13 protein-coding genes and 1 pseudogene are annotated in these 14,398 nt (G+C 61.6%); 5 read left to right on the top strand and 9 right to left on the bottom strand.

The features are described from left to right. The first annotated feature begins 71 nt into the window (after positions 1–71). Positions 72–1,406 carry an aspartate aminotransferase family protein gene (locus ATY76_RS14940; protein WP_088675527.1) on the top strand — a complete coding sequence of 445 codons (1,335 nt, stop codon included), beginning with the start codon at positions 72–74 and terminating at the stop codon, positions 1,404–1,406. 45 nt (positions 1,407–1,451) lie between these two features. Here ATY76_RS14940 and ATY76_RS14935 read toward each other — a convergent pair whose 3' ends face one another. Then, positions 1,452–1,934 carry an Lrp/AsnC family transcriptional regulator gene (locus ATY76_RS14935; RefSeq protein WP_088676051.1) on the bottom strand — a complete coding sequence of 161 codons (483 nt, stop codon included), beginning with the start codon at positions 1,932–1,934 and terminating at the stop codon, positions 1,452–1,454. Between the two features lie 106 nt (positions 1,935–2,040). On the opposite strand from ATY76_RS14935, the gene ATY76_RS14930 reads away from it, so the two are divergent. From ATY76_RS14930 to ATY76_RS14920, 3 genes are read left to right on the top strand one after another with little or no spacing between them, the layout of a single operon-like run. Beyond that, the gene (locus ATY76_RS14930) at positions 2,041–3,252 is read left to right on the top strand and encodes a diaminopropionate ammonia-lyase (RefSeq protein WP_088675526.1); all 1,212 of its coding nucleotides are present in this window, start codon (positions 2,041–2,043) and stop codon (positions 3,250–3,252) included. Beyond that, entirely contained in the window at positions 3,249–4,496 is a 1,248-nt protein-coding gene (locus tag ATY76_RS14925) for a Zn-dependent hydrolase (protein ID WP_088675525.1), read from the top strand. The genes ATY76_RS14930 and ATY76_RS14925 overlap by 4 nt, the downstream gene beginning before the upstream one ends. Next, positions 4,493–5,653, top strand: coding sequence for a M20 aminoacylase family protein (locus ATY76_RS14920; RefSeq protein ID WP_088675524.1), 1,161 nt, complete (start codon positions 4,493–4,495; stop codon positions 5,651–5,653). The genes ATY76_RS14925 and ATY76_RS14920 overlap by 4 nt, the downstream gene beginning before the upstream one ends. Before the next feature lie 3 nt (positions 5,654–5,656). Here ATY76_RS14920 and ATY76_RS14915 read toward each other — a convergent pair whose 3' ends face one another. The 3 genes from ATY76_RS14915 to alr form a co-directional block, all read right to left on the bottom strand. Next, on the bottom strand, positions 5,657–6,676 hold the full coding sequence (locus tag ATY76_RS14915; RefSeq protein WP_088675523.1) for an AraC family transcriptional regulator: 1,020 nt from the start codon (positions 6,674–6,676) through the stop codon (positions 5,657–5,659). An 81-nt stretch (positions 6,677–6,757) separates the two neighbouring features. Then, the gene (locus ATY76_RS14910) at positions 6,758–8,026 is read right to left on the bottom strand and encodes a D-amino acid dehydrogenase (RefSeq protein WP_088675522.1); all 1,269 of its coding nucleotides are present in this window, start codon (positions 8,024–8,026) and stop codon (positions 6,758–6,760) included. A 28-nt stretch (positions 8,027–8,054) separates the two neighbouring features. Beyond that, positions 8,055–9,188 carry an alanine racemase gene (alr, locus tag ATY76_RS14905; RefSeq protein WP_088675521.1) on the bottom strand — a complete coding sequence of 378 codons (1,134 nt, stop codon included), beginning with the start codon at positions 9,186–9,188 and terminating at the stop codon, positions 8,055–8,057. Between the two features lie 122 nt (positions 9,189–9,310). Between alr and ATY76_RS14900 the strand changes: the two genes are divergently transcribed. Beyond that, positions 9,311–9,775 (top strand): Lrp/AsnC family transcriptional regulator, encoded by a 465-nt coding sequence (locus ATY76_RS14900; protein WP_088676050.1) that lies wholly within the window; start codon positions 9,311–9,313, stop codon positions 9,773–9,775. Between the two features lie 39 nt (positions 9,776–9,814). Here the strand turns inward: ATY76_RS14900 and ATY76_RS14895 are convergent. From ATY76_RS14895 to ATY76_RS14875, 5 genes and pseudogenes are all read right to left on the bottom strand, one after another. Further along, a pseudogene (locus ATY76_RS14895) lies at positions 9,815–10,046 on the bottom strand (CopG family ribbon-helix-helix protein). A 26-nt stretch (positions 10,047–10,072) separates the two neighbouring features. Further along, positions 10,073–10,540 carry a hypothetical protein gene (locus ATY76_RS14890; protein ID WP_088675520.1) on the bottom strand — a complete coding sequence of 156 codons (468 nt, stop codon included), beginning with the start codon at positions 10,538–10,540 and terminating at the stop codon, positions 10,073–10,075. Positions 10,541–10,543: 3 nt separating this feature from the next. Beyond that, positions 10,544–11,248: a hypothetical protein gene (locus ATY76_RS14885; RefSeq protein WP_141105020.1), complete on the bottom strand. Its 705-nt coding sequence runs from the start codon at positions 11,246–11,248 to the stop codon at positions 10,544–10,546. After that, positions 11,245–12,081, bottom strand: coding sequence for a TIGR04255 family protein (locus ATY76_RS14880; RefSeq protein WP_088675518.1), 837 nt, complete (start codon positions 12,079–12,081; stop codon positions 11,245–11,247). The genes ATY76_RS14885 and ATY76_RS14880 overlap by 4 nt, the downstream gene beginning before the upstream one ends. A 324-nt stretch (positions 12,082–12,405) precedes the next feature. Beyond that, positions 12,406–14,136 (bottom strand): EAL domain-containing protein, encoded by a 1,731-nt coding sequence (locus tag ATY76_RS14875; protein WP_245309884.1) that lies wholly within the window; start codon positions 14,134–14,136, stop codon positions 12,406–12,408. Positions 14,137–14,398: the final 262 nt, after the last annotated feature.

The following is a 14,398-nucleotide window of genomic DNA, read 5'->3' as shown; positions in this document are numbered from 1 at the left end:
CAATTGAAGAAAAGGACTTGTTTGCAAAGCGGAAATCACGCCATTCTCGGTTCATTCCCAAGGAGGCCAGAATGGACCAGATCAACAAGACGAACGCGCCCGTACTCGAAAATTTCTGGATGCCGTTCACCGCGAACCGGCAGTTCAAGGCCACGCCGCGGCTTCTCGCAGCTGCCGAGGGCATGTATTACACCGATGTCGATGGGAACCGGGTTCTCGACGGCACGGCCGGCCTCTGGTGCTGCAATGCCGGTCACGGCCGCAAGAAGATCGCCCAGGCCGTCGAGCGGCAGCTTTCGACCATGGACTATGCCCCGACCTTCCAGATGGGCCATCCCATCGCCTTCGACTTCGCCTCGAAACTGGCGGCAAACGCGCCGGGCGGCGCTGACGCCAAGCTCGACCGCATCTTCTTCACCGGCTCGGGTTCAGAATCGGTCGACACGGCGCTGAAGATCGCCATCGCCTATCAACGCGCCATCGGCCAGGGCACCCGCACGCGCATCATCGGACGCGAAAAGGGATATCACGGCGTCGGCTTCGGCGGCATTTCCGTCGGCGGCCTCGTCAACAACCGCCGGGTCTTCCCGCAAATCCCGGCCGACCATATGCGCCACACGCTCGATGTCGAGCGAAACGCCTTTTCCAAGGGCCTTCCGGCTCACGGCGTCGAGCTCGCCGACGATCTCGAACGGCTGGTGCAGTTGCATGGCGCCGAAACCATCGCCGCCGTCATCGTCGAACCGATGTCGGGCTCGGCGGGTGTCGTCCTGCCGGCGAAGGGTTATCTCGAAAAGCTGCGCGCCACCGCCGACAAACACGGCATCCTGCTGATCTTCGACGAGGTCATCACCGGCTTCGGCCGTCTCGGCACGCCGTTCGCGGCGGATTATTTCGGCGTCATGCCCGATCTCGTCACCACGGCGAAGGGTCTGACCAACGGTGCGATTCCCATGGGCGCGGTCTTTGCCAGCCGCAAGATCTACGACGGCCTGATGGTCGGCCCGGAAAATGCGATCGAGCTCTTCCACGGCTATACCTATTCCGGTCATCCCGTCGCCTGCGCCGCAGGTCTCGCCACGCTCGAAATCTACGAGGAAGAGGGCCTGCTCACCCGCGCATCCGAGCTCGCCGACCACTGGCAGGAAGCCCTCCACTCGCTGAAGGGCCTGCCCCATGTCGTCGACATCCGCAACCTCGGCCTGGTCGGCGCGGTCGAACTCGCACCCCGCGCCGCTGCACCCGGAACCCGCGCCTACGACGTCTTCGTCGATTGCTTCAAGAAGGGCCTGCTGATCCGCGTGACCGGCGACATCATCGCGCTGTCTCCGCCGCTCATCGTCGAGAAGGAGCAGATCGACACGATCGTTTCGACGATCGCCGATGCGCTGAAGCGCGCGGCATAACCTTGCCAACCAGCCGATGCGGGGGCGAATGGCTGTCGCATCGGCTCAGCCGACGGGCACGCCGAGCCCGACCTTGACCCGGTCCATCGCAACGAAGGTCCGGAAGCGCTTGACGTTGTTGTTGCCGAAGAAGAGCCGCCGCGTCAGCGCCTCGTAATCGGCCATCGACGGCACGACGATGACCAGAATGAAATCCGCTTCGCCGGTGACGTAATAGCATTGCTGGATCTCAGCGGCGGCCGCGAATTCCTTCTTCGCCCGCTCGATCTGGTCGGCCGTTTCGCTGATCACCTCCACCTCGACGAAGATCGTGATCGACTGTCCGACCGCCTCCGGCTCGACGACCGCGACGTCCGCCCGGATCACGCCCTCCTCCCGCATCCGCTTGATCCGCCGCTGAACGGCGGGCGCCGAAAGATTGACTGCTTCGCCGATCGTGCGCTGCGGCGTCATATTGTCCCGCTGCAGGATGGCGAGGATCTTGCGGTCGAAGGCATCGAGAGGAGAGGTCTGAACGCGCTTGCTCAAATGAGTGCTCCGGCGAAACAAAATTGCATATGAACCCGCCAATATCAGCGCCTTTTTCGCCAGCGGTGCAATAGAGTTCAGCGGCATCACGAAATCGAGGTTCGCCATGTTTCTTCCAAATACCACTGCCGGCTATCGGCTGCCGCTCGATCCGCGAGACGAGCAGACGCTCGGCATCGCCGCCGCCGAAGAGGTGGAGCGCTACCTCGCCTTCCGCGAGGACCATGCGGTTACGCCGCTCGTCGCCCTGCCGGGACTGGCGCGCGAGATCGGCGTCGGCGCAATCCACGTCAAGGATGAGGGCCATCGCCTCGGCCTCGGCAGCTTCAAGGCGCTCGGCGGCGCCTATGCGGTGATCCGCCTCGTGCTCGAACAGGCGCGGCAGAAACTCGGCCGCGACGTCGATATGGCCGAGCTGCATTCGGAGGAGGTTCGCGCCGTTGCGCGCGGGATGACGGTTGCCTGCGCCACCGACGGCAATCATGGCCGCTCGGTTGCCCAGGGCGCGGAGCTCGTCGGTGCGCGCGCCGCGATCTTCGTGCACGCAGGCGTCAGCGACGAACGCGTCGCCGCCATCGCCCGTTTCGGCGCGGAGATGATCCGCGTCGAGGGCACCTATGATGACTCCGTCCGCGAGGCGGCCCGCATCGCCGAGGCGAAGGGCTGGATCATCGTCTCGGATACCTCCTGGCCGGGCTATGAGCGCATCCCCGGCCTGGTGATGCAGGGCTATACCGCGCTCATCAGGGAAGCTCTCACGCAGATGCCGGAGCCGCCGACGCATGTGTTCATTCAATCGGGCGTCGGCGGCATCGCCGCGACGGTCGCCGGCCATCTGGCGATCGCGCTCGGCGAGCGGCGTCCCGTCTTCACCGTCGTCGATCCCGCCCGCGCGGCATGCCTCTTCGAGACGGCGCGCGCCGGCCAGCCCGTTACGGTCGCCCATGGCGAGCCGACTGTCATGGCGATGCTGGAATGTTATGAGCCCTCCCTGGTCGCCTGGCGTGTTCTTTCGCGTGCGGCCGATGCCTTCATGACGGTGGAGGAGACGGAGGCGACCGCGATCATGAACCGCCTTGCCCGCCCTGTTGCCGGCGATCCCGCGATCGTCGCCGGTGAAAGCGGCGGCGTCGGCCTCGCAGCCGCCATCAAAGCCACCGCCGACCCGGCGATCAGGGCGGCGCTTGCGATCGGCCAAGGCTCCCGCATCTTCGTCGTCAACACGGAGGGCGCGACCGATCCGGGCAAATATGAAGAAATAACCGGACTGCCGCCCGCCGCGGTCGCCGCGAAGAACCGGCAAGGAGCCATGGCATGACCAGGCCATCCATCGATGCGGCGCGTCTTCTCGGACGCATCAGGACGCTCGGCGAGATCGGCCGGGATAGCGAAGGCCGGCTCGTCCGGCTGGCGGCGTCCGATAGCGAAAAGCTCGGCCGCGACCAGTTCGTGGCGTGGATCGAAGACGCGGGACTCGAAGTCGCCGTCGATCGCATCGGCAATATCTTCGGCATCTGGAAGCCCGATGGCGTGGCGGACAATGCCCCCATTCTGCTCGGCTCGCATATCGACACGGTCATCGGCGCCGGCATCTTTGACGGCTGCTACGGCACGCTGTCGGGGCTTGAAGTGATCGAGACGCTGAAGGCGGAAGGTCTGGCGCCATCCCGGCCGATCGCCGTCGCGGCCTTCACCAATGAGGAAGGCGTGCGCTACGCGCCCGATATGATGGGATCGCTGGTCTATGCGGGCGGTCTCGACGTCGATGCCGCGCTTGCCACCATCGGCACCGACGGGACGGTGCTCGGCGAGGAGCTGAAGCGCGTCGGCTATGCCGGCGAATATGAGCCGGGCTTCCTGAAACCGCATGCCTATGTCGAACTGCATATCGAGCAGGGGCCGGTCCTCGAGCGCGAGGGCGTTCCCGTCGGCGCCGTGGAAGACCTTCAGGGCATTTCCTGGCAGAAGGTGACTATCATCGGTGACGCCAACCATGCGGGAACGACGCCGATCTCGATGCGCCGCGATGCGGGTCATGCCGCGGCACGGGTCGTCACCTTCCTGCGCGACCGGGCAAAGGCCTCGAACACGCCGACGGTGGCGACGGTCGGCTGCATGAATTTCGAACCGAACGCGATCAATGTGATCCCGTCGCGGGCAACCTTCACGGTCGATCTGCGCGATCCGGACGAGGGCCGCCTCCGCGAAGAAGAAGCCGCGCTCGCATCCTTCCTGGAGAGCCTGTCGGCGAAGGAGCAGGTCGGCATATCGGTGGAAAGGCTTGCCCGGTTCGAGCCGGTGAAATTCGATTTGGGAATTGTCGAGCTCATCGGAAACTCCGCAGGAAAGCGGGGTCTCGCCTGCCGGCGGATGACCTCGGGCGCCGGCCACGATGCGCAGATGATCGCCAGGATCGCCCCATCGGCGATGATCTTCGTTCCGAGCGCCGGCGGCATCAGCCACAATCCAAAGGAATACACCGCCGACGAAGATCTCGTCGCAGGCGCCAACATCCTGCTCGACGTCGTTCGCCGCCTCGCCACGGAAGGACTGCCGGCATGAGCATCGACAGGAATGCGCTTCACGCGGACATGACGGAATGGAGACGCCATCTCCACGCCCATCCCGAATTCGGCTTCGAGGAGCAGCGGACCGCAGCCTTCGTCGCGGCCAAGCTCAGGGAATTCGGCTTCGACGAGGTCGCCGAAGGCGTCGGCGGCACCGGCGTCGTCGGAACGCTGAAGCGCGGCAGCGGCAATCGCGCCATTGCGTTGCGCGCGGATATGGATGCCCTGCGCATCAGCGAGCAGGCGGACGTCCCCTACCGGTCGCAGAACCCCGGCACCATGCATGCCTGCGGTCACGACGGCCACACCACGATGCTGCTCGGCGCGGCAAAGACCCTGGCTCAAGAAGGCGGTTTCGACGGCACCGTGCGCTTCCTCTTCCAGCCGGCCGAGGAATGGGGCAAGGGCGCGCTCGCGATGATCGCCGACGGGCTGTTCGAGCGTTTCCCCTTCGACGAGATCTACGGCATCCACAATATGCCTGGGCTTGGCGTCGGCATTTTCCAAACGCGTCCCGAAGCGATCATGTCGGCCGAGGACAATTTCGAGATCACACTGACCGGTATCGGCGGCCATGCCGCGCGACCGCATTGGGGCAATGAAGTGCTCGTCGCCGCCTGCGCGCTGGTGACAAACCTGCAGACGATCGTCTCGCGGCGGCTGGACCCGGCCGATATCGGCGTCGTTTCCGTCACCGAGCTGATCACCGACGGCACGCGGAACGCGCTCCCCGGCCTTGCCCGTATTCTCGGCGACGCCCGCAGCTTCCGTCCGGAGATCAGCGAAACCATCGAAAAGCAGATGCGCGTCATCGCCGAGGGCACGGCCATGACCTACAACGTCAAGGCCGACGTTCTCTACACCAGGGAATTCGTGCCGCTCATGAACGATCCCGTCCTGACGGGGGAAGCCCTTACGGTGGGGCGCGATCTCTACGGCGCTTCGAATGTCGCCGTCGCGAGCAAGCCGATGACCGGATCGGAAGATTTCGCGCAGTTCCTTGCGAAGGTGCCGGGCTGCTTCGTCTTCCTCGGCAATGGCGAAAACTCACCGCCGCTCCACAACCCGACCTACGATTTCAACGATGCGGGCCTGCTCCATGGGGTAGACTTCCACGCTGGAATCGTCCGCCGGCGGCTCCGGGCAGGCTGACGCTCATTGCTTGAAGACCTGTGACGGCAGCTGGCCGAAACGCTTCCTGTAGTCGGCAGCAAAACGCCCGAAATGGGTAAAGCCCCATCTCAGCGCGATCTCGGCAATGGCTTGCCTGCCGTCGGATTCCAGCAATTCGCGATGGGCCGCCAGCATGCGGATTTCATGCAGATAGGACATCGGGGTCGTGTTCCTGAACTGCCGGAAACCCTGCTGCAAGGTCCGTACGCTGACCTTGGCCGCCGCCGCGATGTCGTCGAGCGAGATCGGCTCGGCGATGTGTTCCTGCATGTAGTCGATGGCCCATTTGACATGGCGAGGCGCCGGCGCCGGAGCGGTCAGCGCCAGTTCGTCCGAATAGCGATTGGGACAGGCCTCCAGAAGCAGGTAGATCACCGCATCCGAGAGCGAGCTGACAGCCAGCGGCGAGCGCCGCAGCGGTCCATTTCCGGCAAGACCGGCATGAAGGTTCGCCACGATCTGTTGCAAGATGAGCCCGGGGCCGGCCGCAAGATCGATATCGGGATGAATGCCGATGTCGCCCGTGATCGTTCGCTCGAACATATGCGTGAGGCGCCTGACGATCATCCCCCGATCGATGAACATGCACAGGTGTTGGCGGGGGCCGAAGATGCTGGTGCCCCTGGCACGGCCCGGCTCCAGGATGACGCCCCGGCCAGGCACGGAATAAATCGGCTCCTTGCCGCCGCCGAAGAGCATGTTGCCCTGCGTCGGCAGAAATATGGCCAATCGGTCGACAACCCCGTCCCGCTTGCCGACAAGCGTGCCTTCATAGGAGCAATCGGCAACGCTGACATCTCCCGCCGAGATGAAATTGCAGCGATAAGAAATCGGCGCCTTGCCCTCCGCCGTCATCCTGATCGCTGCTTTGGGCGTCGACAATGCTTCCGAGAGCTGGTCCGGCTCCGTTCCGATGTGCACCATTTCCCGAAAGGACATGCCTGCCATCGCCGTCTCCCGGGAAAGATCGGCGGTGCTGTGCCTGTGGGGATCAACGGACATTCGCGACCTCGGGTGACGACGCCCCAAAGGGATAACCAATTTGTACAATCATGCACATTCCCTTTCCTGCCGCTTGCGCGCTCAGCCGTAGCGGCCGACTGCAAGATCCTTGGCGTCGATTTCGGGCGAGCGGCCGCTGACGAGATCGCCGATCAGCCGCGCCGAACCGGTGCTCATCGTCCAGCCGAGCGTGCCGTGGCCGGTATTGAGGAAGAGGCCGGCGACCTTGGTCGGGCCGATGACCGGCGTACCGTCAGGCGTCATCGGGCGCAGGCCGGACCAGAAGGACGCCTTGGAAACATCGCCGCCGGGGAAGAGATCGGTGACGGAGTGCTCCAGCGTGCTGCGGCGGGCCAGGCCGAGATCGTTGGTATAGCCAGAGATCTCGGCCATGCCGCCGACGCGGATGCGATCGCCGAGCCGGGTGATGGCGATCTTGTAGGTTTCGTCCATGACGGTCGATTCCGGCGCACGCGACGCATCGGTGATCGGAATGGTGAGCGAATAGCCCTTGACCGGATAGACCGGCAGTCTGATGCCGAGAGGCTTGACCAGCAGCGGCGAATAGCTGCCGAGCGCGACCACCACCGCATCCGCGCTCATGCGCTCGCGATCGGGATCTCCATCGCGAGCGGTGTTTATCCCGCGCACGCGCCCGGCCTCGACATCAAGCGCCTTGATCGTCGTGCCATAGACGAAGCGGACGCCGAGCGCTTCGGCTTTGGCGGCCAGCGCATTGGTGAACTTGAAGCAGTCGCCGGTTTCGTCCTTCGGCGTCAGCAGGCCGCCGACGATCTTGTCGCGCACATGCTTCAGCGCCGGTTCGACTCGGATGCAGCCGTCCCGGTCGAGCACCTCGTAGGGAATGCCGTCGGCGGCCAGCGCCTTGACGTCCTTCGCCGAAGCATCGAGCTGCTGCTGCGTGCGGAACAATTGCAGCGTCCCTTGCATGCGCTCGTCATAGGCAATGCCGGTTTCGACGCGAAGCTCGGCGAGCGCGATGCGGCTGTAATCGGCAAGGCGCAGCATGCGGCTCTTGTTGATCGCGTAGCGCTCGGAGGTGCAGTTCGACAGCATCCTCGCCATCCAGGCGAGCATGGCCACGTCGAATTTCGGGCGCAGGATGAGCGGCGCATGTTTCATGAACAGCCACTTCATGGCCTTCGCAGGAATGCCGGGTGCCGCCCACGGCGAGCAATAGCCGAAGGAGACTTCGCCGGCATTGGCAAAGCTCGTCTCCAGCGCCGGGCCGGACTGACGGTCGACGACCGTCACCTCGTGGCCTGATTTGGCGAGCTGATAAGCGGAGGTGACGCCGAGGATGCCGGCGCCTAGAACGATGACTTTCATGATCTTCCCAATGATGAAGCGCCTGATCTCAGCGATATTGCCTGTGATAACGATCGCCGAGACCGGTTAGGATTTCGTAAGATATGGTATCGGCATCGCGCGCGATATCCTCGAGCGTCTGGTGCGGCCCGAGCACTTCGACAAGGCTACCGAGCGTCAGAGCACCCTCCGGCAGCGCCGATATATCGACGGTGATGCTGTCCATCGACACGCGCCCGACGATCGGCAGGCGGATCCCCTTGAAATAGACGGCGCCGCGGCCGCTCAGGCTTCGCGGCAGGCCGTCGGCATAGCCGGCTGCAATGGTGGCAAGGCGCGTTTCCCGATGCGTGACATGCGCGCCGCCATAACCGACCTTCGTGCCTTCAGGCACGGCGCGCGTCTGCACGACGGCGACATCGAGGCTGACGACCGGCTCCATCGGATTCTCTGCACCGGCATTCGACGCGCCGCCGTAGAGCGCGATGCCCGGCCGGGCGAGCACGCCATGATAGGCATCGCCCAGGAAGACGCCGCCGGAGTTGGCGAAGGAAATATCGAAGCCCGGAAATTCCTCGGCGATGCAGGCCATCTCCGCCAGCTGTTCGCCGTTCTGCTCGCCGTCCGTCTCATCGGCCGAGGCCAGGTGACTCATGATGAACAGGATCTCGACATTGCCGCCGTCGCGAAGGGCGGCCGCGAGGTCTGCCCTCTCTTCACGGGGGAAGCCCAGCCGCGACATGCCGGTGTCGAACTGCAGGACGGCGGGCAGGCAGCGCTTCAGCGCGCGCGCCGCCGCCGACCATTGCCGCCACTGGGCGAGCGAGTTCAGGACCGGGACGATGCCCCTCTCGGCGCAGGCGATTTCATTGCCCGGCTGCAAGCCGTTCAGAACGAAAATCTGGGCGTCCTGGGCAAGCGCCGGCCGGAGCCGCACGGCCTCGACGAACTGGGCGACGAAGAAATGCCGGCAGCCCTGAGCGTAGAGCGTTCTGGCGACCCGTTCGGCGCCGAGGCCATAAGCATCGGCCTTGACGACGGCGCCGGCGCGGACGGGCGCCAGCATGGATACGAGCTTGCGGTAGTTGCGGCCGAGTGCGGCGAGGTCGATCGTCAGATAGCCGGTGGCTCCCTGCATGATCGTGGCAGTACGTGCGTGGGAAACCAAAATGTCGCTATCCATGTCCACCCCTCTTTTCCAAGAGTGTATGAAACAATGAGCGAAATTGCCTGCGATTCTGTCATTGATTATTGCGTACTTTGCATATTATGCGCATAGTCGATGAAAATTTGGAACAATCGATCATGCCCGCTCTCGACGCCACCGATCGCAACATTCTCAGACTGCTGCGCCTCGACGCCCGCATGAGCAATGCCAAGCTCGCGGCCGAGGTCGGCCTGTCGCCGTCGGCCTGCCTCAGGCGCATCAAGATCATGGAAAAGACGGGCGTGATCCGCGGCTATACGGCGCTTCTCGATACGAGCAATGCGGATGCGATGATTGCCGTGATCATCAACATCACCCTCGAACGGCAGACGGAAGATTATCTCGACCGCTTCGAAGCGGCAGTCCGCCGGCATCCGGAAATCCGGGAATGTTTTCTGATGACCGGCGGCTCGGATTATCTCCTGCGCGTGGAAGTCGCCAATGCGGGCGAATTCGAGCGGATCCACAAGGAAATCCTGTCGGCCTTGCCGGGCGTCCTCAGAATTCACTCCAGCTTCTCGATCCGCAACGTCCTGGCGACGCGGACGAAGGGAAAGCGCTGAGCACGGTTTCCCTGCTTCGCATTGCAGCCGGGGAAAAGATTATTTGTGGCATTCGGGCGTGGGGAGTTCTTCGTCAGTTCCCCATGTTGAAAGCCAATTCTCGACCTCATCGCCGGTCACGTGCCGACCAGTCGCCTGAAATTCATCCCAGGCATCGAGCGTCTCCCGCCGGAGCGTCTCACGCTCCACATATTGCGCAATGGCCCACGATCCACTGAGACGAGCGGCGGCGCGCTTCGGACAATTGCTGACAGCCATGAAGGTTAGAAATCCGAGATCACTCTAAAGGTTGCAAGCTTACGGCTCCGTCTCTCGCCTGAGGGGAGCCACCGTCGCGCCATGTTCCTTGAATGTCATAAAAAGCGATCGGCTTAAATGCCAAGCTTGCCCCTTTTCACGAGCCGCGCTCCTGTCCAGCAGCGCATGAAAGGGATTGTCTACGCCATCCCTCTCTATGGTCAAGACATCGGGTCGAACCGCCTCAAACTTCACATTCTTACGCTGCGTTGCCAACCAGCCCCGAAAGTGCTTCTTTTGCCTTGACGCATCGTCATCGCAAGCTGGCGTAAGATGACTGATAACTGCCTTGAGTGGCTGTCCCTCACCAAGGCGGTCCAACGAAAGATCTTCTTGAAGCCTAGTGTCTAAAAATAAGTTGGGATCAAGCGATTGCATATCGAGCGGAGCGTCCGAGTTTTTGTCAAACACACGACGTGCAATGACCTCGGAAGGCGTCACGGCTTCGCCAGGGCTCCAACGCGCCATGCACTACGCCTCTGAGGAGCGATGGAAGTCACGAAGTTGGCCCCAAACGACATCGACGAATTCGTCCCGCGGCACACCCTTCTCCATAACGTACGTCATCTTCAATTCCTTCTGACGACTGAAGGCAGACAGATGACAAACGTCTTGATCGATCAAGATGCTAACAAGGTGTCCAGGCGCTGAGAAATCAACCGTTGTCATCCCATCGACAACGTCCACTCTCGGAGTGGGACCGCCGACGGCATATGAAAGAGAGACTACATCCCACAGCATCTCGCTTCGCGCTTCGGCCGGCACGTTGTCGTAGAATTCCGATGCCATTTGGATTGCACTTCCGACGAAAAGCGGAGGATCCGGAGTGAGCGACGGCTTGTATGTGGCAAGGCTGGGCGCAAGATAGCCTAACTCCATTTCGGGCTTCAGAAGTAACAGCCTTGCCGCTCGTTGCTCGTCAATTCCTCTTACTATCTGATGCGGCATCTGCGCGGTATCAACAGGCTCTTGTTGACCGCCCAGGTCACGCCCAAGCATGAACTTTACATCGGTAGGAGATTGCGCGCGCATCACATACTGCCCGGGAAAAATAGTTAGCTGCTGTCCCTCAGCGCGTGCTGGCGATGGGGACACCGTTGACGTTACAGCTAGAGCAGTTGCCGAAAGAACCGGCCCTATATTTGAGCCGGATACCTTGAAAACCGAAAGGTTCATTGTGGCAGATTATTCTCCGAAGCAAACTTTGAGTCGACCAACTTCTTAAATAAGGCATGAATATCGTCGTGCAAGCAAGAGAAGTATTTAGAGACAACCTCCTCGACCTCAGGGGGGGGGACTTCGAGTCCCGGCACACCAAACTGCCACTCCACTGCCATCATAAGTGATAAAGTTCTATTTCCTGCGGTTGGGTGTGGAGGGCTTAGAATTTGCAGATCAGCATTCACCTGAGTCAGACGGCGTTTCATCGGTGAAAGCGAGATCTCGTCAAACCGCCCGGTATGCGAGTGAAACAAATCTTGAGCTTCGAAAACATGCGGAGCGATGAAGTCTGACCTCTGAAGAAGGTGGTTCACATTCCCCTCTTCAACTGGACCGTCAAAAACGAACCTATTGAGGTATTCCAATCGAAACGCAGCGACCGGCACAACTTCCGATGCAATCCTTAGTGCTGGAACAAACAGCTTTTCTGCGTCTGGCCACTCCACATCCCAACCGCGGTACCTTTGTATTTGCATGACCGTCTGTTCTGGTTGGACGACAAACTGCTTTGCAAGTTGAGGCGCTACCACGCCATTGGCGTCGCGAACAAGAGAGTTATGTTGAAAAAGCATGCCGTTAATCGGCGTTTGCCGGATATCGGCGTTTTGGCTCTCAAATTGGAAATGAATTTGCTGCAATGGCTGCTTATCGAAAAAGCCTACGTCAGAAGCCCTACCCTCGATATCGCGAACGACCCTTTTTGCAACCATAGAGCTTAATGGCTCTGCGAAGCGGACCGTTATCGCTGCTCCTTCGATTGCGTTCTCTTTGTGCAGCATTTTCCACATGGCGTACCCGGATCTTGGCCCTTACAAGCATGATGCGCTTTGGCGGTGAAGAAACTCTTAGAAACTTACGCCGCGACTATCAATCCATAAAGCGGCTTGGGCGCGCTTCTTCAGACTGAAGTGTCATCTCAAGATCCCGAAACTTTGGCTACATTCTGCCGCCGAGGCGACGCATTGACGAGAGAGAGCTAGGCCGCCCGCTCAATGTCTGTCAGTGACGATGGATCTTTGAGGGAAATTCGGTCCAACAACTGTTTGCACGGGCGAGCACAGGCCGCGCGACAGCTGTGAGCCTTCAAACCCTTTGCTGGTTCGAGACTCAACTTACTGACTCGCGCAGCCAGCATCGGCCCGTCTCAACTCCGATGCCTCTTCCTGCTCAAGCCGCGCCGTCAGATCGGCAAAGGATTGCGGACGTCCGAACGCATAACCTTGAAGGGTGTGGACGCCGAGACCGGCAAGCACCTGGGCATGATCGAGGGTTTCCACCCCTTCCGCGATGACTTCCATATCGAGCGCGCGCGCTATGTCGACCAGCGAGCTGACCAGCCGGCGGCTGGGCACCGATTGCAGGATCGGCATCACCAGCTGGCGATCGATCTTGACGCGATCCGGCCGCAGCTCGAGCAGGCCCAGCAAGGAGGCGTGACCCGAACCGAGGTCGTCGATTTCGATGTCGATGCCGAAGGATTTGATTGTCTGGATATTCTCCCGCACCTGATCGCTCAGGCTGTCGAGGAATATCGTCTCTATCAGCTCGAAGCTCAGCCGGCCGGGCGGTATGTCGAACGATCCGAGCCTGGTGATCCATTCGGGATCGTCGAGACGGTCGGCGGAGAGATTGACGGACACCCGGATTCCGGCGAGTGCGGCCGAGGATTCCATATCCGACAGAACGGCTTTCAGAATGACGTCATCGAGTTCTGCGACCAGTCCGTTCGATGCGGCGAGCGACAGGAAATGCGAGGGCGCGAGAATCCCCCTGGTCGGATGGTGCCACCGCGCCAGCGCCTCGACGCCGTTGATCCGCAACGATCTGGCGTCGACCTGAACCTGATAGAAAGGCCGGATCTGGCCGAGCGCCAGTCCCGAACGAAGGTCCTGGGCAAGCTGCCTTTCGTTGGCGAGCGCCGAAGCCATCTCATCGGAAAACACCGCGGCGCGGTTCCGGCCGTTCCGTTTGGCGTGATAGAGCGCCAGATCCGAATGCGAGAGCAGCTTGGCGAAATCGGCGCTTGCGGCACTGGCAACGCCGATCGAGCATCGCACGATCAGCGTCTGATCGCCGACCGGGATCGGATTGCCCAGGCTCTCCTGAATATGATCGAGCACCGCATCGATCCGGGCGCCTTCGTCTTCGGGGATGAGGATTGCGAACTCATCGCCACCAAGACGCGCGGCGACACCGCCTGCGGAAATGGCGTTCAGCAGAATCTTGCTGACATGGCAAAGAACGAAATCGCCGACCGCATGGCCGAAACGATCGTTGATTTCCTTGAAGTGATCGACGTCTATGTGGAAAAGCGTGACCTTGGCGCTTTCTTTTCTGGCAAATTCGGCCAGGGCAAAATCGAAGCTGCGCCTGTTCAGCAGCCCTGTGAGATGATCGTGGTCGGCGGCGAGCCGCGCCTCCTCCCGGCTTCTTTCGAGCTCCTTGTTGAGAAGCACGTCGTCGGTCACGTCCCATTCGGCGCCGACGAAGCAGGGATCGCCGCTCGCATCGACGAAATAGCGGGCGCGCGAGCGCAGATAACGCACTACCCCGTCCGGCCGGATGATGCGGAACTCGGATGCATAATCCGATTTGGTTTCTATGGCGCGCAGAAAGACCGCATTGGTCGGCGCCAGGTCGTCGGGATGGACGCTGTCAAGCCAGATGACATCGAGCGGCGCCTTGGGCACGCCATAAATCGCCTTGAGCTGCTCGTCCCACCGCGTCTGGTTCTTTGCGATGTTGTGCTGCCAGATGCCGATCCCGGATGCCTCGAGAGCCAGGCCAAGCTGGCGAAGCAGGTTCTCAAGCTCGACATTCGTTCTGGACCGTTTCGTATTCAAGGCGATCTCGCTGTTTCGTTCGCCCAAATGTCTCATTGAATATTTTATAGAGTGCTAATCGGCATCTCACGGCAATCGCGCCGCCATGCGGTGCAGCCGAGATGGCTCAGCATGCCTGCCGTCATTCCGCGAGCCATTCAGTTGCCGAGTGCCGATAAGCCCGCTGATCCGCCGTTCTCGTAGACTTCTGGGCTACGTCAGACGCCACTGTGCATTGCACAAATAGCGCGCTCCTGCAAAAAGCCTCGCCCTCGCAACCGCA

This window comes from Rhizobium sp. R339 (genome assembly GCF_002211395.1).
Lineage (GTDB): Bacteria > Pseudomonadota > Alphaproteobacteria > Rhizobiales > Rhizobiaceae > Rhizobium.
This window is presented reverse-complemented; position numbering and strand designations above follow the sequence as displayed.

What these genes read in the sequence shown, in the direction of transcription:
- ATY76_RS14940 (WP_088675527.1), top strand. Translation starts at nt 72, where the DNA reads ATGGACCAGATCAACAAGACGAACGCGCCCGTACTCGAAAATTTCTGG.
- ATY76_RS14930 (WP_088675526.1), top strand. Translation starts at nt 2,041, where the DNA reads ATGTTTCTTCCAAATACCACTGCCGGCTATCGGCTGCCGCTCGATCCG.
- ATY76_RS14925 (WP_088675525.1), top strand. Translation starts at nt 3,249, where the DNA reads ATGACCAGGCCATCCATCGATGCGGCGCGTCTTCTCGGACGCATCAGG.
- ATY76_RS14920 (WP_088675524.1), top strand. Translation starts at nt 4,493, where the DNA reads ATGAGCATCGACAGGAATGCGCTTCACGCGGACATGACGGAATGGAGA.
- ATY76_RS14915 (WP_088675523.1), bottom strand. Translation starts at nt 6,676, where the DNA reads ATGTCCGTTGATCCCCACAGGCACAGCACCGCCGATCTTTCCCGGGAG.
- ATY76_RS14910 (WP_088675522.1), bottom strand. Translation starts at nt 8,026, where the DNA reads ATGAAAGTCATCGTTCTAGGCGCCGGCATCCTCGGCGTCACCTCCGCT.
- alr (WP_088675521.1), bottom strand. Translation starts at nt 9,188, where the DNA reads ATGGATAGCGACATTTTGGTTTCCCACGCACGTACTGCCACGATCATG.
- ATY76_RS14900 (WP_088676050.1), top strand. Translation starts at nt 9,311, where the DNA reads ATGCCCGCTCTCGACGCCACCGATCGCAACATTCTCAGACTGCTGCGC.
- ATY76_RS14890 (WP_088675520.1), bottom strand. Translation starts at nt 10,540, where the DNA reads ATGGCGCGTTGGAGCCCTGGCGAAGCCGTGACGCCTTCCGAGGTCATT.
- ATY76_RS14885 (WP_141105020.1), bottom strand. Translation starts at nt 11,248, where the DNA reads ATGAACCTTTCGGTTTTCAAGGTATCCGGCTCAAATATAGGGCCGGTT.
- ATY76_RS14880 (WP_088675518.1), bottom strand. Translation starts at nt 12,081, where the DNA reads ATGTGGAAAATGCTGCACAAAGAGAACGCAATCGAAGGAGCAGCGATA.